This window comes from Massilia sp. CMS3.1, from assembly GCF_051262535.1.
Lineage (GTDB): Bacteria > Pseudomonadota > Gammaproteobacteria > Burkholderiales > Burkholderiaceae_D > Telluria.
This window is the reverse complement of record NZ_JBIMES010000010.1, coordinates 23,010-43,340: the sequence shown is the minus strand read 5'-3', so window position 1 is coordinate 43,340 and position 20,331 is coordinate 23,010. Positions and strand designations below refer to the sequence as shown.

21 protein-coding genes are annotated in these 20,331 nt (G+C 62.7%); 12 read left to right on the top strand and 9 right to left on the bottom strand.

What is annotated here, in order from left to right; genetic code table 11:
• Window positions 1-35 precede the first annotated feature (35 nt).
• Window positions 36-1,340 (bottom strand): ATP-binding protein, encoded by a 1,305-nt coding sequence (locus ACHAC9_RS16665; protein WP_435761362.1) that lies wholly within the window; start codon window positions 1,338-1,340, stop codon window positions 36-38.
• A gap of 340 nt (window positions 1,341-1,680) precedes the next feature.
• On the opposite strand from ACHAC9_RS16665, the gene ACHAC9_RS16660 reads away from it, so the two are divergent.
• The 3 genes from ACHAC9_RS16660 to blaOXA are packed head-to-tail and all read left to right on the top strand — an operon-like array spanning window position 1,681 to window position 4,075.
• On the top strand, window positions 1,681-2,547 hold the full coding sequence (locus ACHAC9_RS16660) for a MipA/OmpV family protein (protein WP_435761360.1): 867 nt from the start codon (window positions 1,681-1,683) through the stop codon (window positions 2,545-2,547).
• An 8-nt stretch (window positions 2,548-2,555) separates the two neighbouring features.
• Window positions 2,556-3,248 (top strand): hypothetical protein, encoded by a 693-nt coding sequence (locus tag ACHAC9_RS16655; RefSeq protein ID WP_435761358.1) that lies wholly within the window; start codon window positions 2,556-2,558, stop codon window positions 3,246-3,248.
• A gap of 47 nt (window positions 3,249-3,295) precedes the next feature.
• Window positions 3,296-4,075, top strand: coding sequence for a class D beta-lactamase (blaOXA, locus tag ACHAC9_RS16650; RefSeq protein ID WP_435761357.1), 780 nt, complete (start codon window positions 3,296-3,298; stop codon window positions 4,073-4,075).
• Window positions 4,076-4,079: 4 nt separating this feature from the next.
• On the opposite strand, the gene ACHAC9_RS16645 is transcribed toward blaOXA, so the two are convergent.
• From ACHAC9_RS16645 to ACHAC9_RS16635, 3 genes are all read right to left on the bottom strand, one after another.
• Entirely contained in the window at window positions 4,080-4,784 is a 705-nt protein-coding gene (locus ACHAC9_RS16645) for a response regulator (protein WP_435761668.1), read from the bottom strand.
• Between the two features lie 107 nt (window positions 4,785-4,891).
• Window positions 4,892-6,355 carry an aminotransferase class V-fold PLP-dependent enzyme gene (locus ACHAC9_RS16640; protein WP_435761355.1) on the bottom strand — a complete coding sequence of 488 codons (1,464 nt, stop codon included), beginning with the start codon at window positions 6,353-6,355 and terminating at the stop codon, window positions 4,892-4,894.
• A gap of 25 nt (window positions 6,356-6,380) precedes the next feature.
• Window positions 6,381-6,791, bottom strand: a complete 411-nt coding sequence (locus ACHAC9_RS16635) for a Rid family detoxifying hydrolase (protein ID WP_435761666.1) — start codon at window positions 6,789-6,791, stop codon at window positions 6,381-6,383.
• Between the two features lie 538 nt (window positions 6,792-7,329).
• Here ACHAC9_RS16635 and ACHAC9_RS16630 point away from each other — a divergent pair.
• Window positions 7,330-7,620, top strand: a complete 291-nt coding sequence (locus ACHAC9_RS16630; RefSeq protein WP_435761353.1) for a hypothetical protein — start codon at window positions 7,330-7,332, stop codon at window positions 7,618-7,620.
• Window positions 7,621-8,117: 497 nt separating this feature from the next.
• On the opposite strand, the gene ACHAC9_RS16625 is transcribed toward ACHAC9_RS16630, so the two are convergent.
• A complete protein-coding gene (locus tag ACHAC9_RS16625) occupies window positions 8,118-8,696 on the bottom strand; it encodes a superoxide dismutase (protein WP_435761351.1) in 579 nt (192 codons plus the stop codon).
• A 110-nt stretch (window positions 8,697-8,806) separates the two neighbouring features.
• Window positions 8,807-10,168, bottom strand: coding sequence for an exodeoxyribonuclease VII large subunit (xseA, locus tag ACHAC9_RS16620; RefSeq protein WP_435761349.1), 1,362 nt, complete (start codon window positions 10,166-10,168; stop codon window positions 8,807-8,809).
• Window positions 10,169-11,264: 1,096 nt separating this feature from the next.
• Between xseA and ACHAC9_RS16615 the strand changes: the two genes are divergently transcribed.
• From ACHAC9_RS16615 to ACHAC9_RS16585, 7 genes are all read left to right on the top strand, one after another.
• A complete protein-coding gene (locus tag ACHAC9_RS16615; RefSeq protein WP_435761347.1) occupies window positions 11,265-11,873 on the top strand; it encodes a MotA/TolQ/ExbB proton channel family protein in 609 nt (202 codons plus the stop codon).
• Window positions 11,873-12,313, top strand: coding sequence for an ExbD/TolR family protein (locus ACHAC9_RS16610; protein ID WP_435761664.1), 441 nt, complete (start codon window positions 11,873-11,875; stop codon window positions 12,311-12,313). The genes ACHAC9_RS16615 and ACHAC9_RS16610 overlap by 1 nt, the downstream gene beginning before the upstream one ends.
• 88 nt (window positions 12,314-12,401) lie before the next feature.
• Window positions 12,402-13,406 carry a tetraacyldisaccharide 4'-kinase gene (gene lpxK, locus ACHAC9_RS16605; RefSeq protein ID WP_435761345.1) on the top strand — a complete coding sequence of 335 codons (1,005 nt, stop codon included), beginning with the start codon at window positions 12,402-12,404 and terminating at the stop codon, window positions 13,404-13,406.
• Complete coding sequence (locus tag ACHAC9_RS16600; RefSeq protein ID WP_435761343.1) at window positions 13,387-13,557, top strand: Trm112 family protein; 171 nt, start codon at window positions 13,387-13,389, stop codon at window positions 13,555-13,557. The genes lpxK and ACHAC9_RS16600 overlap by 20 nt, the downstream gene beginning before the upstream one ends.
• 6 nt (window positions 13,558-13,563) lie before the next feature.
• Window positions 13,564-14,316, top strand: a complete 753-nt coding sequence (gene kdsB / locus ACHAC9_RS16595; protein ID WP_435761341.1) for a 3-deoxy-manno-octulosonate cytidylyltransferase — start codon at window positions 13,564-13,566, stop codon at window positions 14,314-14,316.
• Between the two features lie 191 nt (window positions 14,317-14,507).
• Window positions 14,508-15,164, top strand: coding sequence for an adenylate kinase (gene adk / locus ACHAC9_RS16590; RefSeq protein WP_435761339.1), 657 nt, complete (start codon window positions 14,508-14,510; stop codon window positions 15,162-15,164).
• Between the two features lie 161 nt (window positions 15,165-15,325).
• Window positions 15,326-17,494 carry a sodium-translocating pyrophosphatase gene (locus ACHAC9_RS16585; RefSeq protein ID WP_435761337.1) on the top strand — a complete coding sequence of 723 codons (2,169 nt, stop codon included), beginning with the start codon at window positions 15,326-15,328 and terminating at the stop codon, window positions 17,492-17,494.
• A 48-nt stretch (window positions 17,495-17,542) separates the two neighbouring features.
• On the opposite strand, the gene ACHAC9_RS16580 is transcribed toward ACHAC9_RS16585, so the two are convergent.
• Complete coding sequence (locus ACHAC9_RS16580) at window positions 17,543-18,070, bottom strand: DsbA family protein (protein ID WP_435761335.1); 528 nt, start codon at window positions 18,068-18,070, stop codon at window positions 17,543-17,545.
• A gap of 85 nt (window positions 18,071-18,155) precedes the next feature.
• On the opposite strand from ACHAC9_RS16580, the gene ACHAC9_RS16575 reads away from it, so the two are divergent.
• Window positions 18,156-18,350 (top strand): DUF1059 domain-containing protein, encoded by a 195-nt coding sequence (locus ACHAC9_RS16575; protein WP_435761333.1) that lies wholly within the window; start codon window positions 18,156-18,158, stop codon window positions 18,348-18,350.
• Window positions 18,351-18,370: 20 nt separating this feature from the next.
• Here the strand turns inward: ACHAC9_RS16575 and ACHAC9_RS16570 are convergent, their stop codons facing one another.
• Together ACHAC9_RS16570 and ACHAC9_RS16565 are read right to left on the bottom strand one after the other, a co-directional pair.
• On the bottom strand, window positions 18,371-18,847 hold the full coding sequence (locus ACHAC9_RS16570; RefSeq protein ID WP_435761331.1) for a DoxX family protein: 477 nt from the start codon (window positions 18,845-18,847) through the stop codon (window positions 18,371-18,373).
• Between the two features lie 90 nt (window positions 18,848-18,937).
• Entirely contained in the window at window positions 18,938-20,236 is a 1,299-nt protein-coding gene (locus ACHAC9_RS16565) for an acetyl-CoA hydrolase/transferase family protein (protein ID WP_435761329.1), read from the bottom strand.
• Window positions 20,237-20,331: the final 95 nt, after the last annotated feature.

Here is a 20,331-nt window from a genome sequence, read left to right as displayed (position 1 = left end):
AATGTGTCGGCCACCACGGTTACCGGCACATCCCATCACCTCTGCGGCAACACCACCAGAAACCGCGCCCCACCCAGTTCCGACCCTGTCACCTGCACCAGGCCCCCGTGCAAGAGCACCGCCTTGCGCGCAATCGACAAGCCCAGCCCGAAGCCCCCGGTGGCCCGGTCCCGGCTCCGGTCCAGCCGATAAAACGGCTCGAAGATACGCTCGCGCTCGTCTGGCGGAATCCCCGGTCCGTCATCCTCGACCGCGATCGTCACCCGCGCGCCTTCGCGCCGCGCCGTCACCCGGATCGTCGACGCCGCATACTTTTGCGCATTCCTGAGCAAATTCGACAGCGCCCGTCCCAGCAGCCGCGCATCGGCCTCGATCGTTCCGACGTCCGGCGCGCAATCGATCGCCAGCACAGGCTGTCCCGGCGGCAGCGCGGCCTCGACCGTGTGCAGCAGCGCGGCCAGCTCCACCGTCTCCCGCTGCGGCGCCTGCCCGCTGTCGAGCCGCGCCATGCCGAGCAGTTCGCTCACCAGGCTGTTCAGTTCCGATACATCGCCTTCCATTGCCGCAATGCGCTTGTGCAGGGCAGGATCGTCCGTCTTCGCGCCCAGCAGCTCGAGTGCGAATTCGAGGCGCGCAATGGGCGTCCTCAGCTCGTGCGAGACCGAGTGCAGCAAATTCTTTTGCGACACCAAGAGCTCCTCGATACGGTCGGCCATGTGGTCGATCCGCTCGGCCAGCGGGTAAATGCTGCTTGACGGCTGCATGTGCGCCCGCGCCGACAGCTTGCCGGCGCCGAATTCGTCGGCCACGCGCGAGAGCGACTGCAGGCCCTGCCAGTGCGAGCGCGACCACAAGGCAATCGGCACCAGGAGGGCCAGCGCCACGATCACGTAGCGCACCGCCTCCATCTGCAGCGCCAGGCTGACGTCGATCGGCAAGTCCTGCGCATGGATAACCTCGTCTTCGCTGCCGATGTAGCGCTCGCCTTTCAGGTCGACGCGGCGGTAGAAGGACTTGCCGTCGATATCGAGCACGACATCGCCGCGGTCGAGCGCCCCCAGGCTAGTAGCGGGAAGGAAAGAACGGGCTTTCTGCAGCGGGATCAGGTCGTAGCGGGTGTCGGACACCTCGCGCACCCGGTTCAGGCGCGCCAGCCATTCGTCGGCGCGGGCCTTGTCGACATACTGCTCGACGAGGAAGATCTGGGCCGAGGCCTGGCGCCGCGCGATGTCGTCCAGCGGATCGCCGAACAGGCGGCTCATGGCGAAATAGATGACGAAGGTCGCGCCGCTGATCGACAGCATCACCAGCATGAAGAAACGGAAGAAGATCCGGTTCACCCGGCGCCTCGCGCATCGACTTCACCACCTTCTCGTTTCTGAAACATTGAATTTCTCCCAACGCCATTGTAACGGGACAAAATCGATGCTGCTGGCTTACAAATTCACGACAATTACTCGACAACTGCCAAGAGATTGGAAAGAAATTACCCATTAAGATTATTCCTATCAGATTTCCGTTTGCCCACTCAGCATGCGAGTGTCGAGTGGGCTTTTTTATTCCGGCCGCCGCCGTCGAGCGCGCGGCCATTTGGTGGAGGCCGGCGCGGCCGTTATTGAAGAGCTACACACGGGAAACACTTGGGAGCTGGGCTTGCCTCAACGTAAAATACTGGCACCTATGCTTTCCATTCCTTCTCCAATACCCACGCTTCTCGTCCTGGCACTTGCCGCTGTCTCGAACGCAGCCTGGGCGCAGATGCCGGCGACCAACCCGATGCCGGACGGCAGCCACGACATGTATGTCGGACTGGGCATGGTTTCGAGCCCGCGTTATCAGGGGGCGAAGGAGGTCGAGCGTGCGGCGCTGCCGGTGCTGCAGGTCCAGTGGAGCAATGGCGCTTTCGTTTCCGGCATGCGCGCCGGCATTCACCTGTCGCGCACGCCGCAACTCGAGTTCGGTCCCTTGCTGGAGCTGCAAGCGCGCCGCGATGCGGCAGGCGAGGGTGACGAAGCCGTCGGGATCGGCGAGATGCGCATCAACCTGGTCGCCTTGCCGCTGGCCGCCTTCAGCGACAACCGGCTGAGCGGGATGCCCGTCATTCACAGCCGCGTGCAGGGCGGAGGCTTTCTCAACTATTACCTGACGCCCGAGTGGCGCTTTACCAGCAGCCTGCTGTATGGCGCCGGTAACGCGCGCAAGGGCATGAAGCTGGAACTCGGCGTGCAGCGCCTGGCGCTCCAGTTTGGCGCGCACCACCGCCTGGCCTTCGATGGCGGCGTGAGTGTCGCCAACCGCCGCTACAACAGGGCATTTTTTGGCGTCGGCGAGATCGACTCCTTCAGCAGCGGCAATCCCATGTTCGATGCTGGCGGCGGCCTCAAGGACGCGCGCCTGGGCGTGCGCTGGAACTGGGCCTGGTCTCCGTCCTGGATGCTGACCTCGAACGTACAGGCCACCCGCCTGCTGGGCAGTGCCCGCCTGAGTCCGCTAGTCGAGCGGCCGACCAACCTGACGGTTTCCACCGCCATCGCCTACCGCTTCTGACGATGCCAATGGCCTGCCACCTCACCGCCTGCTGCACCCTGCTGCTCGTTGGCTTGGCTGCGTGCGCGCCGGCGGTAGCCGGCGAATGGCTCAGCTACCGTGACGCCTACCGCGCCATGGTGGTGTTCGAAAAATATGGCGGACAGAAGAATTTCCTGCAAAGCCAGTTGCAGGTCACGCCGCGGGAGCGCGGCGCCTCGCTCGACGGCGTGCAGCTGACGCTGGCCGGCAAGACCAACCAGGTCAACCTGCCGCTCGATCCGCTCGGCCGCACCGCCTTCCCTCTGCTCAAGGGCGCCTACGACGAGAACGTCGCCTTGCTGCTGAGCCGCAAGATCGGCAGCTTCAACATGCGTCCGCGGGTGTCGATCGCACTCCAGCCGGACGGCGTCTACGAGGATGGCGAGCTGCGCGCCGCCTGCGAGCAGGCGCTCGGCTTTGCCCGCTATGGCGACGGCTCCTTGCGTACGCGCCAGTGCGCCGGCGTGCGTTTCGTCTTCGCGAAGCGGGCCGGGGAGGTGGGCGTGCGCGTACGCCGCTCGGACGGTTCCGACGCCACGCTGGCGGTGACCCCGGGCGTGGCCTTTCCCGGCGACGCCGACGACAGCTTCCCGACCGTGCTGTACCGCTTCGCGGGCAGTGAGCGGGGCCAGCTGGTCACAAGCTATCCGCCCCTGGCGATCGTGCCGCTGTTCGAGTAGGAGCAGTGGGCTACAATTCTTGTTCAATCACCCGACCAGGATCTTCCATGCGCCGTTTGCTCCCCCTGCTGATGTTACCGTTTTGCATCCTGGCCCAGGGCGCCGAATGGAAAGAGAGTGCCCAGCTGGCCCAGCTGTTCCGCCAGGAAGGCGTGAGCGCAACCTTCATCGTGCACGACGTTTCCAAAGACGCGTACATCGTCCATGACCGGGAGCGCGCCGGGACACGGTACCTTCCCGCATCGACCTACAAGATCGCGAACAGTCTGATTGGTCTCTCCAGCGGCGTGGTGACGAACGTCGACCAGGTGCTGCCGTATGGCGGCGGGGCGACGCGGCGTCCGGAATGGGCGCAGGACATGTCGCTGCGCGACGCGATCAAGGTCTCGAACGTGCCGGTCTACCAGGGCCTGGCGCGTCGCATCGGCATGGAACGCATGCGCAAGGGTTTGCAGGCGCTTAATTACGGCAACATGGATCCGGGCACCGTGGTCGATACCTTCTGGCTGGACGGGCCATTGAAGATCAGCGCGCTTGAGCAGACCATGTTTCTCGACAAGCTCGCGCAGGACAGCTTGCCCGTGCCGAAGGCGGCGATGGCCGGCGTGCGCGAGATCCTGCGTCAGGAGGGCAGTGGCGAGTTGTATGCCAAGACCGGCTGGGGTACGCCGGGCGCAGGGCCCGACATCGGCTGGTGGGTGGGCTTGGTGAAGAAGGACGGCAAGCTGTATACGTTTGCACTGAACCTGGATATTCCGGACGATGCCACCGGCGCCAAGCGCGTACCGCTGGGCAAGGCCAGCTTGCAGGCGCTGGGATTGTTGTAAGCCTTTAAGCCCAGGCCGAGGGCGAGAAGAGGTAGCCCTCGCCCCACACCGTCTTGATCTTTTCCGACTTGGCATCGTCGAACTTGCGCCGCAGTTTAGAGATGCAATTGTCGATGCTGCGGTCCAGCCCGTCGAATTCGATGCCGCGCATTTTTTTCAGCAATTCGTCGCGCGACAGCACACGTCCGGCAGCCTCGGCCAGCACCAGCAGCAGCTTGTATTCGGTATTACTCAGCACACAGAGTTCGTCGCGCCAATACACGGTGCGGTCGGCGCCGACGATGCGCAGCGCCCCGAACACGAGCTCGCCGCTGTCCGGCGCGGCTTTCTGCTGGGTACGGCGCAGCAGGGCGCGCAGGCGTGCCAGCAGCACGCGCGGCTGGACCGGCTTGTTGACGAAATCGTCCGCTCCTTGCTCCAGGCCCGACACCTCGTCATACGAATCCTCGCGCGCGGTGAGGATCAGGATCGGCACCTCCGACAGCTCGCGGATCTGGCGGCACACCACCATCCCGTCCAGGCCCGGCAGCATCAGGTCGAGCACGACGACGTCGGGCGCAAACGCCTGGAAGCGTGTCAGTGCTTCGTCGCCGCGGGTCACCAGTTCGACCGCGAACTCGTAGCCGGACAAATATTCGGTAACGAGCTCGGCCAGGCGCGCGTCGTCTTCCACCAGTAATACTCGGTACATGCTGTTCTCCTCCCCGATATTGTATCGAAGCAATCGGCCTGGCGCAGGATTACTACATTCTGCCGACAGTTGCGTACATTTTCGGTACAAATCGGGGAGGGTGCAAAGCGCCGCCTGGTGCCAGGTCAGCCCATCTTCCTGCTCAGGTCCCACATCGAATCGACCAGGCGGTCGACGTCGGCGACGCTCGTCCACAGGTGCGTCGAAATCCGCACGACGTAGTGGTCGCTCGGTGCGCCGATCACCGGGACATTCACGTTACGGATCACGAACCCCGGGTTGTAGTCGCTCAGCATGCGCGTCACGAACTGGCCCGACTTGACGCTGTTGAGGACGTCGGCTGCGTTCACGAACGGATTGAACGAGGTGATCGCGGAGACCAGCTTCGGGTCGTCCTTCGGCGAATACAGGCGGTCGGCGCCCCATAGTTGCGTAATGAGCTCCTTCAGGTAGGCCGACAGGGTCAGGTCGTAGGTTTCGACCTTCTTGCGCCCGATCTGGTCCCACACGCCGCAGGCCGACACCAGTGCACGGAACATCGGGGTGTGCAGGCTGCCGCAGGCGGTGATGACCGACCCGATGTCATACGTCGCGGTGCCGTTGGTGGTGCGCGCGCGCGGCGTCCAGCTGCTGGTATGAATCGGGTACCAGTTCGGCAGCGGCAGCGGATTGGACGGCCGGATCTTGTTGCGCACGACCAGGATGCCGGTCGAGCCGGGGCCGCACTGCCACTTGTGCCCGGCACCCGACATGAAGTCCATGCCGAACCCGCTGTAGTCGTAGGCCATCATCCCGGGCAGATGGGCGCCGTCGACGATGCTGATCAGCTCATGGCGCCTGGCCACTTCCATCAGCTCGGCGATCGGCAGCATCGTGCCGGTCTTGTAGGTAGGCGACGACCACATCATTGCCCGCACCCGCTTGCCTTGGGTGCGCAATGCGCGGATGCGGTCGTCGAACAGGGCGACATAGGTCTGCGCGGTCTGGTTGTTGCCTACCGGGAGCGCAACGCGCGAGATTTCGATGCCGTAGCGCGCGGCGGCGATCGCGAGCGGAACGTCGCCACCGGGATGCTCATGGTTGGTCGTGACGACGACGTCGCCCGGGTTCCACACGATGCCCAGGATCGCGTGGCACATGCCGGACGAGGTGTTCGCCGAGAACGCCAGCTCGTCGGGATCGACGCCGAAGCCTGGCGCGACCTGGGTGCGCTCGGTCAGCAGGTTGGTGTAGCCGCTCAGCGAATCGGCAGCCTTGGCGCGGTTCTCGAGGTCGAACAGGTCGAGTGACACCTTCGGCATCGAGCCGGCGGTGCCGATGTTCATGAAACGCCTGGCCGGATTGAGCGGGAACATCGCGTTGACGTCGGCCCAGAATCGTTCGTCGGCCAGCAGTTGCGTGCGCAGCTCGTCGCTGCGGCTGCTGGCGTTGCCGCTGCTGCAGCCGGCGAGCGGGCCGAGCGTGGCCGCCAGTGCGCCCGACCCGAGGATGCGCAGGAAATCGCGCCGGTTGCGGCCCCAGTGTTCGGGTACGGCGGGGAAGTCTGTCCTGGAACCTGTTTCGTCATGCTCTGCTGTGCAATTGCGCATCCTGGTCTCCTGTAGTGTTGTTAACTCAGCGGCGCGCCGCAATCACGGCGATCTCGATTTTCACGTCCCGCGGCAGCCGTGCCACCTCGACTGTGGCGCGGGCGGGCGGGTCCTTCTGGAAGTAGGTGCCGTAGATGCGGTTCATGGTGGCGAAGTCGTTCAAGTCCTTCATGTAGACCGTGCTCATCAGGACATCACCGTAGTCCAGTCCCTGCGAACCCAGCTGCAGGCCGATGTAGTCGAGCACCAACTTGGTCTGCTCTTCGATCGTCGCGCCCTCGACCGCGGTGCCGGCTTTGTTCAAGGGGATCACACCCGAGAAATAGATCAGCTTGCCGTGGCCGACCATCTGCGAGTACGGCCCGATTGCCGGATAGGTCTTGTCCGTCGACAGCACGACCTTGCCGCCCATGCCGGGCACGGCGCAGCCGCTCATTGCCAGTGCGCCGGCAACGCAACAGGCCGCGGCCAATAGTTTGTGGATGGTCACGTGTTTTCCTCCTCGATAGTGGGGCAGTTTGGTTTGCATCAGGAAATGTACCGAAACCATTAAACGCCCCAATACGCACCAAAATGAGGCATTGGCGTGAAGACTTGTTCTAGATCAAGTTTGTCGTCGGTAAATCGTTGTCATGGCGCACTGGGGCGTGGCCGCGAAAAGAAACGCCCCGCTTCATTCGCTGGCTGATCCGGAATGCGATAATCGGACGAGAAGATAGGGCGAAGCCGAACGATGGATAAGGCACACAAGTTTTACGCATCGCTCGGGTTTGTCGAGACTAATATTGATGAGCTTGGCGAGATGATTGCAGAAATATTGCTGTAAGTGGCAGCGCACTTGACCTGGTTCGCGGCAATGGATTTCCCCTCAGTGCTGGTTAGTCGTGTCTGCTTTGGATCGGTTACGGTTATTCAGCAAGGGTCGGAATCGACCCGGAAGCAGTCATCAACTAGCCTGGAAAAAGAGTTTGACAATGGAGAACTTGGATACCGTGCTGGCCTACAAGGCAATGGTCCGTTTTTTAGAAAAACATTATGCGTCAACGAACGCAGACGAGATCGGTGCACTTCTGGGAAGCATGAGTATGGAGATATTTCAAGACGATGATCCAGCAGACCCTGCGATGTGGGAGGACTGGTTGCAAGCCATACGAGAAGCGAATGCCTGCCTTGCGCACATCGGCGTCGGGTCGAAAGCAGACGCTCCCGAACGACCGCAAGCTGCCAGAGGAAGACCGCATAGAACTCGTCTCATTTATCAATGACTCCAAGCAAAATGAAGAAGTTTTTTTTTACATCTTTTTGTAGCGATGATGTCAACGTTAGTCTCTAGCCTTGTGCCTCGCGAGGTCGTCGCGCTGATACCAGGAAGCATGGACTGCGTTCAGGGCTGCACCTTTGTAGCCGGAGGTTGGCCTGTCGCATACTTAGTTGACCATCACGGAATCTCGCCTTCTGGCTCGGTATCGTTAATGATGGGATTCGTCGGCGCGGATCACATCCGGAAGATAGAATTTCTACAGACATTCACGTTCTGGTTAATGGTCTCGGTAGTCCTATGGAATGGGTTAAAGCGTCTGCAACTACACAAATGATCAGGATACAAGACCGGCTCCGGGCCGGAAGTAGACGCCAGGCGCTCTTTATCTGAGCGGGCGTTGAAATGGAAAAAGCCCGCATCAGCGGGCTGTGAGTCAGGCCAGAGGGGTTCCGCATTAATCAAGTTGTTCCGAACTTGATCATGACGAAACAGCTTCTGTTATTACGCCATGTTCTTGCTGACGAATTCCCAGTTGACCAGGTTCCAGAACGCTTCCACGAACTTGGCGCGGGCGTTGCGGTAGTCGATATAGTAGGCGTGTTCCCAGACGTCGCAGGTCAGCAGGGCCTTGTCGTCCGACGCCAGCGGGGTGTGCGCGTTCGAGGTGTTGACGATGTCGACGCCGCCGTCGGCCTTTTGCACCAGCCAGGTCCAGCCCGAACCGAAGTTGCCGAGGGCCGACTTCGAGAACTCTTCCTTGAACTTGTCGAACGAACCCCACTTGGCGTTGATGGCGTCAGCCACCGGGCCGGTTGGCGTGCCGCCGCCGTTTGGCGTCATGCAGTTCCAGAAGAAGGTGTGGTTCCAGACCTGGGCCGAGTTGTTGAAGATGCCGCCCGAGGACTTCTTGACGATTTCTTCCAGCGACATGGCTTCGAACTCGGTGCCCTTGATCAGGTTGTTCAGGTTCGTCACATAGGTGGCGTGGTGCTTGCCGTAGTGGTATTCCAGGGTCTCGGCGGAGATGTGCGGCTGGAGTGCGTCTTTCGCGTACGGCAGCGGTGGCAGAGTATGTTCCATGTCTTATTCCTTTATTGGTTGGAAACGAATTAATGCTTCGAAAACATCGCATATTCTAAACCGGATAGGCAGGCGCTGCTCGTTTGCTGCCAATCCCGCGTCAGGCGCGCTTATTCGATCCGCGCCTGGACACTTGAAACCTTCACTTCGGCACTGCCCTCGGCCAGGCGCACGGTCAACATCTGGCGCGCCTTGATCTCTCCCGGCGCGCGCAAGGCATGTCCTTCGGCATTGCTGACAATCGCATAACCGCGCTCGAGCGTGCGTTGCGGGTTGAGCAGTTCGAGCTGGGCAGCCAGGCCGCCGAGCGCATCGCGCCGGCGTTTGACAGCACTGCACAGGCTTGCGTTCAGGTGGCGTCCTTCCGAGATGATCTGGCCGCGCAGTGAGCGCACATCGGGCCGGTGGCGGGCCCAGCGCTGCTGGAGTTGCGCCAACAGCACGCCGCCGCGATTCACGGGCGCGCGCACCACGTGGGTCAGGCTGGAGGCCATCGCGCGCAGTGTCAGGCGCTGGTGCGCGATCTGCGCCGTCGGGCTCAAGAGGCGCCGGCTGAGGTTGTCGAGCCCCTGGTTCGCTTCCGACAACTGGCGCCGCATGGCGCGCCGCAGGTCGGTCGCGTCCGCCGCTAGCGAACTCATCCAGTCGTCGCGCGGCGTGGCTGCCAGCTCAGCGGCGGCCGTCGGTGTCGCGGCGCGCATGTCGGCGGCAAAGTCGGCGATGGTGACGTCGGTCTCGTGGCCGACGCCGGCAATCACGGGCATGCTGCAGGCGGCGATCGCCCGGGCCACGACTTCTTCGTTGAAACTCCACAGGTCTTCGATCGAGCCGCCGCCGCGGCAGACCAGCAGCACGTCGACCTCGGCGCGACGTGAGGCGGTCATGATCGCTTCGGCGATCTTGTCAGCCGAAAACTGCCCCTGTACGGGCGCCGGATACAGCACGATGTTCACATGCGGCGCGCGCCGCTTGAGGGCAGTGAGAATATCGCGCAACGCCGCAGCCTGGAGACTGGTGACGATGCCGATTGAGCGCGTAAACAGCGGCAGCGGGCGCTTCCGGTCCTGGTCGAACAGGCCCTGGCTCGAGAGTTTTTCCTTCAGGCGCAGGAAAGCCTCATACAACTGGCCCACGCCGGCGCGCCGGATCGCTTCGACATTGATCTGGTAGTCGCCACGCGCGCCATACAGCGTGACCAGGGCGCGCACCTCGACCTTGTCGCCTTCGCGCGGCACGAAGCCGGCGTACTGGGCACGGCCGCGAAACATGACCGAGCGCACCTGGGCGGCGTCATCCTTCAAGGTGAAATACCAGTGGCCGGAACTGGCACGGGTGAAGTTCGAGATTTCGCCGCCAATCCAGATCAAGGGAAACGAACGCTCGAGCAGGCGCGCGACCTGGACGTTCAGTGCGGTGACGGTAAGGACGGGCGGGGCGGCATAAGCGGCGTCGGAATCTGGATCGTTCAACATGGGCATGGTTGCGGATTGGTGGAGCCGACAGCTTATGGCATAAGCGTGGCTCCGGGACAAGGGCTATTCGTGCCGAATCGCATGGCCGCGCTGGGCGCCTTATTTGCTTGCAGCAGGGGCTGGTTTGTTTAAAATCAAGTACTTGCAGCAAACTGGATGCAGTTGAGCACAATCTTATCCACAGAAAATGTGGGGAACTCAACAGTGACACTTGTCCACTGCTGCAAAAGCGGGCAAGGGGTAGTTTATTGTTTAGAATCAATCGCTTAAGCAGACCTTACTGATCTTGCGCACATTGTTTTCCACAGTTTGTGTGCACAGAAGCCTCTTACTGCTGAGATTCCACGGCAGAGTGGCGCAAACCCAATTAAATATGCGGCAAAAAGGCGTCGGGACGCCATTTTCGCCAGTGTGCGACATTTTTATGCACAAGCAATTTTCTGTTTTAAATCAAGGCACTTGTGCTTCCTCAAGAAGTTTCCACACAATTTTATCCACAGAAAATGTGCAGAACATTCTGCGCTGCGGGATGGGTGGTCGGTCCAGGAATGCACCGGGCGTCGTGGTTAACAATCGCCGTGCCTGCCAAAAAAACACGCACGCATCTTAATCTGAATCGAATCAAGGACTTAAGCCAGCACAAGCAGGCTTGCGCACATTCTTTTCCACAGAAAGTGTGCACAGACGCGTCAGCGGTCAATATGGCGCGGCTGAACTTCGCTAGTGAACGGGACTGGCGCAAGGCCGATGTGGATAAGCTGCGGTGCTCGATTTGACGCCAGTAAGAAATTTATTTTTAAAATCAATAGCTTAACGACCAGAGAAGCGCATTGCGACAATTTTATCCACAGAAAATGTTTGCAAGTCAAAAGCTGCGGTCGGGCTCGTGCATGCCGTGGTCCGGCAAAAGCGCAGAGTTTCCCACCTTGCCACATTATTGCGCATAGCAAAAATTCCCTTAAGAATCAACATGCTTTGATGCCGATCAGCGCATTGCGCACAATTTTATCCACAGAACTTGTGCAGAACTGCACTTGCCGCATTGCTGCCAACTTGCTACATTGCCGGATTCGTTTCTCATCCTTCAGGAGTTCACTTGTTCGCTATTCTTCAAGCCGCCGGCTGGCCCATCTGGCCATTGCTGATTGCCTCCATCGTCGCCCTGGCCTTGATCATCGAACGCCTGATTTACCTGCGCCGTGAAAAGATCTTGCCGAAGCAGTTGCTCGGCGAAGTCATCCAGGTTCACCGCAGCAAGAAGGTCACACCCGAGGTCATCCAGACGCTCGAGCAGAACTCCCCGCTCGGCACCGTGCTGGCCGCCGCGCTGCGCAATGTCGACGCGCCGCGCGACGTGATGAAAGAGTCGATCGAGGAGGCCGGCCGTGGCGTCGCCCACATGCTGGAACGCTTCCTGACGACCCTCGGCACGATTGCCTCGCTCGCTCCCCTGATGGGCCTGTTTGGCACGGTGGTCGGCATGATCGAGATTTTTGGTTCGCAAAATGCCACGGGCGGCGCCAACCCGGCCCAGCTCGCCCATGGCATTTCGGTGGCGCTGTACAACACCGGTTTTGGTCTCGCCATCGCGATGCCGGCGCTGGTGGCCTACCGCCACTTCCGCGCCCTGGTCGACAGCTTCATCATCGACATGGAACTGCAAGCCGTGAAATTCGTCGACGTCGTCCACGGGGCGCGCAAATGATGAATTTCCGCCGCGGCCAGAAGCGCGAGGATCCGGAGATCAACCTGATCCCGTTCATCGACGTGCTGCTGGTCGTCCTGATCTTCCTGATGGTCTCGACCACCTACAGCAAGTTCACCGAGCTGCAGATCACGCTACCGACGGCCGATGCCGACAAGGTCGCGGACAAGCCGTTCGAGATCAACGTCACGATCGATGCCAAGGGAAATTACACCGTGAACAACACGCCGGTCTCCTTCAACAGCGTGGCCGGCCTGGCCGACGACCTGAAGGCGGCGGCCCGTTCCGGCGCGAACGGCCAGCCGGTGCTTGATCCGGTCATCATCGTCAATGCCGATCAGTTCGCGATGCACCAGATGGTGATCAATGTGCTGGAAGCGGCGCGCGTGGCCGGCTATGACAAGCTGACCTTCGCTGCCCAGACCGGCGGCAAGAAGTAAGCGGTCGCTTGGGAGCGGTGCCGCGCGGTGCTGCTTCTGTTCTCCTATGTCGAAAAACAATTCCCCGAGTTTCTCCTTAACGTCGATCATGACGCGCGCCTGGCTGCGCCGCGGGCCGCTCGCCTGCGCGCTGTGGCCGGTCTCGTTGCTGTTTAGGGCCCTGGCGAGCCTGCGTGCCGCCCTGTACCGGGCGGGCATCCTGAGGGCGGGGCGCCTGCCGGTGCCCGTTATTGTGGTCGGCAATATCTTTATTGGCGGCACCGGCAAGACCCCGCTGACGATCTGGCTGGCGCATGCCCTGGTGCAGGCTGGATTCAAGCCCGGCGTGATCTCGCGCGGCCACGGCGCCGAAGGCGAGGCGCCGCGTGAGGTGACGCCCGCTTCCAATACGCTTGAGGTGGGCGACGAGCCGCTCCTGATCGCGCGCCGCACTGGCGTCCCGGTTGTGGTCGCACGCAAACGGTTCGAGGCGGGCAGGGCGCTTTTAGAAGCGCATCCCGAAGTCGATGTCCTGATCACCGACGACGGCCTGCAGCATTACGCCCTGGCGCGCGACATCGAAGTGCTGCTGTTCGACGGGCGCGGCGTTGGCAATGGCTGGTTGTTGCCGGCCGGACCCCTGCGCGAAGGACCGGCGCGCCGGCGCGATGTCACGGTCGTCAACGCGCCGGAGATCACGCCGCAGCTGGCAGCGAGCGTGGGCGGCACACCGTTTCGCATGCAGCTGGTGGGCGAGTGGGCCGAGCTTTTGTGCGACCCGGCGCAGCGCCGGCCCCTGTCCTCCTTTGCCGGGCAGCGTGTGCTGGCGGCAGCCGGGATAGGCAACCCGGGCCGCTTCTTTACCCTGCTGCGCGGCGCCGGGCTCGCGTTTGCCGAGCTGCCCTTGCTTGATCACTACGATTTCCGCGACAACCCATTTGCCGGCGTCGATGCCGATGTCATCCTGATCACCGAGAAGGATGCAGTAAAATGTGGGCAACTTGAAAACCTGAAGGACGATCCACGGCTGTGGGTGGTCCCGGTCACCGCGCGCATCGATGCCGCGCTGGCCGAACATATTGTGGAGAAATGTCGTGGACGCTCGCCTGCTTGATATCCTGGTCTGCCCGTTGTGCAAGGGACCGCTCGAATACGATAAGAAGGCCCAGGAACTGACGTGCCGCCCCGACCGCCTGGCATTCCCGATCCGCGACGGCATCCCGATCATGTGGGCCGACCAGGCGCGCAAGGTCGAGCCTGTGTAAGCGCACATGCGTTTTACCGTCATCATCCCGGCCCGGCTCGCCTCGACCCGCCTGCCGAACAAGCCGCTTGCCGATTTGGGGGGCAAACCGATGGTCGTGCGCGTTGCCGAGCGCGCCCGCGAGTCGGGCGCCGCGCGCATCGTCGTCGCCACCGACCATCCCGATATCCTCGCTGCCTGCGCGGTGCATGGCGTCGAGGCGCGCATGACACGGGCTGAGCATCCGTCGGGCACCGACCGCATTGCCGAGGTGGCGCGCGCGATGGGCCTGGCGCCTGACGAGGTGGTGGTCAACCTGCAGGGCGACGAGCCGCTGATCGATCCGACGCTGCTGGCCGCCTGCGCCAGCCGCATCAGCCTTGACGTGCCGATGGCTACCTGCGCCCATCCGCTGCATTCTGTAGACGACGTATTCAATCCGAACGTCGTGAAAGTCGTACTCGACAAGGCGGGCAGGGCGCTGTATTTTTCGCGCGCCAGCATTCCCTGGCACCGCGACGCCTTTGCCGCCACACGCGACGCGCTGCCCCCGGGCTACGCCCCGCTGCGCCATATCGGCCTGTATGCCTACAGCAACGCCTTCCTGCAAGCCTATCCCGGCTTGGCGCCGGCACCGCTGGAGCAGATAGAAGCGCTGGAACAGTTGCGCGTACTCTGGCATGGCTACCCGATCGCGGTCCACGTGACCGACAGCGCGCCCGAGGGGGGTGTCGACACACCGGAAGACCTGGCGCGGGTACGCCTGCGGTATGCGTCTTGATCCGCGTGGCAATTGATTCCTGGACTAGCTGTGGTATCTCAATAAACCCGATGAAGCAACAGCCGGGATTGGCGTTGAGGCTTACTTTTGTGGTAAGTTTCGTACCAAGGTAGTCAGATATGCATCAACCGCAATTCTTTGCCAACACAATAACAATTTTCAACATCTACCATCCGTCTTAGGAATTTTTCATGCGTCTCATTCTGTTAGGAGCGCCTGGCGCCGGCAAAGGCACCCAGGCTAACTTCATCAAGGAAAAATACAATATCCCGCAGATCTCCACCGGCGACATGCTGCGTGCGGCGATCAAGGCCGGCACCGAACTGGGCATGGCGGCGAAAAAAGTAATGGACGCAGGTGGGCTGGTGTCGGACGACATCATGATCGGGCTGGTCAAGGACCGCCTGCAGGCGGCCGACTGCGCGAATGGCTACCTGTTCGATGGTTTCCCGCGCACCATTGCGCAGGCCGACGCCATGAAGGACAAGGGCATCAATGTCGACTATGTGCTCGAAATCGACGTGCCGGACGAACTGATCGTCGAACGCATGAGCGGGCGCCGCTCGCACCCGGCCTCGGGCCGCGTGTACCACACCAAGTTCAACCCGCCGAAGGTCGCCGATCTTGACGACCTCACCGGCGAGCCGCTGGTGCAGCGCGACGACGACAAGGAAGAAACCGTCATGAAGCGCCTCTCGGTCTACCATAACCAGACCGAAGTGCTGCTCGGCTATTACAACAATTGGGCCCAGTCGGGCCTGCCCGGCGCCCCGAAATACCGCAAGATCACGGGTGTGGGACCAGTCGAACAGGTACGTGACGCGGCATTCGCCGCGCTCTCGGAGTAAGACAGCAAGCGGACAGCGATGTCCGCTTTTTTTTCGTCCCGGATGGCACCATAGGTTTGAATCAAAGTAGTGCAGTACGCAGTGAGGCAGACTGCTTCGCCGAAGAGGTGAGCATCTTTCAATGTGTGTTTGTGACTTGATCTAAAAACTAAGGGGACGATATGGCTGCAAACTATCTTGCGTTTGCCGTGGCATGCGGCGTCATCGCGGTACTGTACGGGCTCTGGGCCCGCGCCTGGATTCTCCGGCAGGACGCCGGCAACGCGCGCATGCAGGAGATCGCGCAGGCCATCCAGGAGGGCGCCGCGGCCTACCTCGGGCGCCAGTACCGCACCATCGGCATCGTCGGGTTGGTCTTGCTGCTTGCGATCTACGCACTGCTCGGCGCCGGCACGGCGCTCGGCTTCTTCATCGGCGCGGTGCTCTCGGGCGCTTGCGGCTTCATCGGCATGAACGTTTCTGTGCGGGCCAATGTCCGCACGGCGCAGGCCGCCTCGGTCGGCATGAAGCAGGCGCTCAGCGTGGCCTTCAAGGGCGGCGCGATCACCGGCATGCTGGTGGTCGGCCTGGGCCTCCTGGGCGTGACCCTGTTCTACTGGTACCTGACCAGCATGGCCGAAGGCAACGGGCAGTCGCGCCACGACGTCATCGTGCCGCTGATCGGGCTGGCCTTCGGCGCCTCGCTCATCTCCATCTTCGCGCGCCTGGGCGGCGGCATCTTCACCAAGGGCGCCGACGTCGGCGCCGACCTGGTAGGCAAGGTCGAGGCCGGCATCCCCGAAGACGATCCGCGCAACCCCGCCGTGATTGCCGATAACGTCGGCGACAACGTCGGCGACTGCGCCGGCATGGCGGCCGACCTGTTCGAAACCTATGTCGTGACCCTGATCGCCACCATGCTGCTGGGCGCGCTGCTGGTGGGCGGCGAAAACGGCGCGGCCGTCGTCTACCCGCTGCTGCTGGGCGCGGTCTCCATCCTCGGTTCGATCGTCGGCTGCTCGATGGTGCGCCACCGTCCGGGACGCAAGATCATGTCGGCCCTCTACACGGGCCTGTGGTGGGCCGCCGGACTCTCCTTGCTGGGCTTCGTGGCCGTCACCTGGCTGGTCTGGGAAGACGCGGACATGCGCGCCAGCATGCTCGGATGCGCGGTCGTCGGCATCGTGCTCACCGGCCTGATGGTCTACATCACCGAGTACTACACCGGCACCGATTTCAAGCCGGTGCGCCACATCGCCGAAGCCTCCACCACCGGCCACGGCACCAACATCATCGCTGGCCTGGGCGTGTCGATGAAGTCGACCGCCTACCCGGTGCTGGTAGTCTGCATCGCGATCCTGGCGGCTTACCAGCTCGGGCAGCTGTACGGCATCGCGATCGCGGCCACGGCCATGCTGTCGATGGCCGGCATCATCGTCGCGCTCGACGCCTATGGCCCGATCACCGACAACGCCGGTGGCATCGCCGAAATGAGCGGCATGCCCGATGCGGTACGCGCCATCACCGACCCGCTGGACGCCGTCGGCAACACCACCAAGGCCGTGACCAAGGGCTATGCGATCGGCTCGGCCGGTCTCGCGGCGCTGGTGCTGTTCGCCGATTACACCCATGCGCTCGACATGGCCGGGATGTCGACGGCGTTCGAACTGTCGAACCCGATGGTGATCGTGGGCCTGTTCATCGGTGGCCTGATTCCCTACCTGTTCGGGGCGATGGCGATGGAAGCGGTGGGGCGCGCCGCGGGCGCGGTCGTGGTCGAGGTGCGGCGCCAGTTCCGCGACATCCCCGGCATTATGGCCGGCACCGGCAAGCCGGAGTACCACAAGGCGGTCGACATGCTGACCGCCTCCGCGATTCGCGAGATGATCATTCCCTCGCTGCTGCCGGTGGTGGTGCCGGTGGCGGTCGGCATGCTGCTCGGACCGGCGGCGCTCGGTGGCCTCTTAATGGGCACCATCGTCACCGGCCTGTTCGTGGCGATCTCGATGACGACCGGCGGCGGCGCCTGGGACAACGCCAAGAAATACATCGAGGATGGCCATTTTGGCGGCAAGGGGTCGGACACGCACAAGGCGGCGGTCACCGGCGACACGGTCGGCGACCCGTACAAGGACACGGCGGGCCCGGCCGTCAACCCGCTTATCAAGATCATCAACATTGTCGCGCTGCTGATGGTGCCGCTGTTGCCGGCCGCGGGCTGGGTTGCCGTATCCGAGCCGGAGATCGCGCAACTCAAATGGTCGGCCAAGCCGCCGGTGCAAGGGACGGTGCAGCCGGCCGGCGCAGCGACGGTGCGCACGGTGGCGCAGGAGCCGCGCGCGCACAATTGAGTGCGCGGGCAGCGCGCGCCCTTGACGGGCGCCGCGCCGCCCGCTGCTTCAGGCCTCGCCGAGGGCCTTCTTCAGCGCCGAGGCCAGCGAGGCGTGGTCCGAATCGCCGTGATAGCGCTCGCCGTTAATGAAAAAGCTTGGCGTGCCGCGGGCGCCGAGCGCGCGCCCTCCCTCTGCTTGCTGTTCGACCCGGGCGCTGTGTGTTCCATCGGCCAGTTCGCTAGCGAAGCGCCCCGCGTCCAGGCCCAGGTTCGAGGCCAGCGCCGGCAGCGCGTCTTCGTCAAACCTGCCCTGGTTTTCGAACAGGGCGTCGTGCATCTCCCAGAATTTGCCCTGGGCGCCGGCGGCCTCGGCCGCTTCGGCTGCCGGCGTGGCGAAGGGGTGCACGTCGCCAAGGGGCAGGTGGCGGTAGACCAGCGCCACGCGCTCGCCATGCTCCTGCATCAGTTCGCTCAAGGCCGCATGCGCGCGGGCGCAGTAGGGGCATTCGAAATCGCCGTATTCGACCAGCGTGACCTGGGCGTCGCACGAACCGCGCAGATGGTCGTGTTCTTCAATCCTGATGCTGTCGCTCATCGTTTTTCCTATAGTCGGGTCTGCTTGAAGTGCCGCCGCCAGCACCTACACTGAGGGCATGGATAACCCTGCTGAGGAGTTCATCATGGCACGCAAATACATCGATTGCCGCGAGTTTCCGAGCGACATGAATTGCTCGGTGACGATTGCGGCGGATAGCGAACAGGAATTGATGGCGGTCGCGGTCCAGCATGCGGTCAGTGTGCATGGGCACAGCGACACGCCGGAACTGCGCGCGCAGTTGAAGCAGACGATGCGCGACGGACCGCTACCCGCGTAAGCGGGCGCGCTCATCGGTCATTAGACAAGCGCGTGTGCCCGCCGCGGTCGCCAGGTGCTCCACAGGATCAGCCAGAGCAAGCCGGCCTGGATCGGCAAGCGCAGCCAGAGTGCCCAGAGCGGTACGGCGAAAAGCGCCGGTTGCTGCAGCATGTAGACATGCGCGGGCGTGACTGCCAGCGTCAGCACGAACAGTCCGACACCGGCCAGCCTGCGCGTTGGCGCCAGCAGGATACCGAATGCGCCCAGCAGTTCGAAGACGCCGCTGACGATCACCGCCGCCACCGGCCAGGGCACATAGGGCGGCACGATGCGCGCCTCGAGGTCGGTCGCGACAAAATGCATGATGCCACCGATGAAGAACCATAGAAACACGAACGTCAGCCCGGCGACTTGCCAACCGCTGACCTGGCGTGCCTTCCAGTACTGGCGCAGGCGAGCGCCGACCTCCAGGCGATCGGCAGGGGCATGAGGCAGGCTGTTGGGTTGTTCTGGCATTCGTTGTCCATGGCTGTGCAGTGCGAGGCGCGCCTCATGATGGCATGGCCAACGCTGCGGTGCCGCGAGATTGCGCCGCGCCAGCGCCCGTCAGAACACGCACATCCTGTTTGCCTGTTCGCGCAGTGAGGCCCGGAAATCCGGGTGCGCAATCGCAATCAGTTCCTGCGCCCGCTGTTTCGCCGACTTGCCACGCAGCTGGGCCACGCCGTATTCGGTGACGACGTAGTTGACGTCGTTCTTGCTGGTCGTCGCATGCGTCCCGGGCGTGAGGGTGGATACGATGCGCGAAATCGTGCCGTCTTTCGCCGTGGAGGGCAGCACGATGAACGACTTGCCGCCGCGCGAACGGTTCGCCGCGCGCACGAAATCGACCTGGCCGCCGGTGCCTGAATAGGGCAGGTGGGCGATGCTTTCGCTGCCGCACTGGCCGAGCAGGTCGACCTGCAAGCTGGCGTTGATCGACATGAGCTTGTCGTTCTGGCCGGCGATATACGGGTCGTTGGTGAAATTCGAGGGATGCATTTCGAGCATGGGATTGTGGTGCATGAAGTCGTACAGGCGGCGCGAGCCGAGTGCGAAGGTCGCCACCATCTTCCCCGGCAGCAGGGTTTTCCTGCGGTTCGTGACCGCGCCGCATTCGACCAGCGTGAGGATGCCGTCGCCGATCATCTCGGTATGCACGCCGAGGTCGTGCTTGCCTGTGAGCTGCATCACGACAGCATCGGGGATGCCGCCATAGCCGATCTGCAGGGTCGAACCGTCCTCGATCATGTCGGCCACGTACTTGCCGATCGCTTCCTGGACCGGGCCAATACCGGGGAGTCCGACTTCGAGGATCGGATCGGTGCTCTCGACCAGGCTCGTTACCTGCGAAATGTGGACATGACAGTGTCCATGCGCGAAGGGGACGTTTGGATTGACTTCCAGCACCACAGCGCGCGTCTTGGCGACGGCGGCCATCGTGTAGTCGGTGCCCAGGCTGAGCGAAAAATAGCCTTGCGCATTCATGCTCGACGCCATCGCGAAGACGACGTCGGCCGGCATCAGGTCGCGCTCGATCAGGGTCGGGATTTCAGAAAAATAGTTGGGGATGAAATCGCACCACCCCCCCTGGCCGCTGGCGCGTGAGGCGCCGCCGAAAAACAGGGCGGCGTGGCGCACGTGCTGCGCCGTGTCCTGGTCAAAATAGCCGTATTTGCGCATGGCGAGGATCTGCGCCACGCGAATGCCGCGCCAGCGCATGCGCTCGTCCGACAGCGCAGTGAGCAAGGTGGGCGGCTCACCGACGCCGGTCGGCACGATGATCATGTCGTCGTCGCGCAGGTGCGCCAGCGCGTCCGTGGCGCTGCCGCGTTTGGCCTCGTAGAGATCGAGTACGGTCTGCATTGGGTCTCCGTTGATTGTCTGGTTGTCGCACACGCCGATGGTTCGCCAGCGTAACGCGCGAAGCTGACGCGGACATGACAGGCTCGCTACAGCTG

What these genes read in the sequence shown, in the direction of transcription:
- ACHAC9_RS16570 (WP_435761331.1), bottom strand. Translation starts at nt 18,847, where the DNA reads ATGCCAGAACAACCCAACAGCCTGCCTCATGCCCCTGCCGATCGCCTG.
- ACHAC9_RS16625 (WP_435761351.1), bottom strand. Translation starts at nt 8,696, where the DNA reads ATGGAACATACTCTGCCACCGCTGCCGTACGCGAAAGACGCACTCCAG.
- ACHAC9_RS16585 (WP_435761337.1), top strand. Translation starts at nt 15,326, where the DNA reads ATGGCTGCAAACTATCTTGCGTTTGCCGTGGCATGCGGCGTCATCGCG.
- ACHAC9_RS16630 (WP_435761353.1), top strand. Translation starts at nt 7,330, where the DNA reads ATGGAGAACTTGGATACCGTGCTGGCCTACAAGGCAATGGTCCGTTTT.
- ACHAC9_RS16565 (WP_435761329.1), bottom strand. Translation starts at nt 20,236, where the DNA reads ATGCAGACCGTACTCGATCTCTACGAGGCCAAACGCGGCAGCGCCACG.
- ACHAC9_RS16655 (WP_435761358.1), top strand. Translation starts at nt 2,556, where the DNA reads ATGGCCTGCCACCTCACCGCCTGCTGCACCCTGCTGCTCGTTGGCTTG.
- xseA (WP_435761349.1), bottom strand. Translation starts at nt 10,168, where the DNA reads ATGTTGAACGATCCAGATTCCGACGCCGCTTATGCCGCCCCGCCCGTC.
- ACHAC9_RS16660 (WP_435761360.1), top strand. Translation starts at nt 1,681, where the DNA reads ATGCTTTCCATTCCTTCTCCAATACCCACGCTTCTCGTCCTGGCACTT.
- ACHAC9_RS16610 (WP_435761664.1), top strand. Translation starts at nt 11,873, where the DNA reads ATGAATTTCCGCCGCGGCCAGAAGCGCGAGGATCCGGAGATCAACCTG.
- ACHAC9_RS16580 (WP_435761335.1), bottom strand. Translation starts at nt 18,070, where the DNA reads ATGAGCGACAGCATCAGGATTGAAGAACACGACCATCTGCGCGGTTCG.
- ACHAC9_RS16575 (WP_435761333.1), top strand. Translation starts at nt 18,156, where the DNA reads ATGGCACGCAAATACATCGATTGCCGCGAGTTTCCGAGCGACATGAAT.
- kdsB (WP_435761341.1), top strand. Translation starts at nt 13,564, where the DNA reads ATGCGTTTTACCGTCATCATCCCGGCCCGGCTCGCCTCGACCCGCCTG.
- adk (WP_435761339.1), top strand. Translation starts at nt 14,508, where the DNA reads ATGCGTCTCATTCTGTTAGGAGCGCCTGGCGCCGGCAAAGGCACCCAG.
- blaOXA (WP_435761357.1), top strand. Translation starts at nt 3,296, where the DNA reads ATGCGCCGTTTGCTCCCCCTGCTGATGTTACCGTTTTGCATCCTGGCC.
- ACHAC9_RS16635 (WP_435761666.1), bottom strand. Translation starts at nt 6,791, where the DNA reads ATGAGCGGCTGCGCCGTGCCCGGCATGGGCGGCAAGGTCGTGCTGTCG.
- ACHAC9_RS16640 (WP_435761355.1), bottom strand. Translation starts at nt 6,355, where the DNA reads ATGCGCAATTGCACAGCAGAGCATGACGAAACAGGTTCCAGGACAGAC.
- lpxK (WP_435761345.1), top strand. Translation starts at nt 12,402, where the DNA reads ATGACGCGCGCCTGGCTGCGCCGCGGGCCGCTCGCCTGCGCGCTGTGG.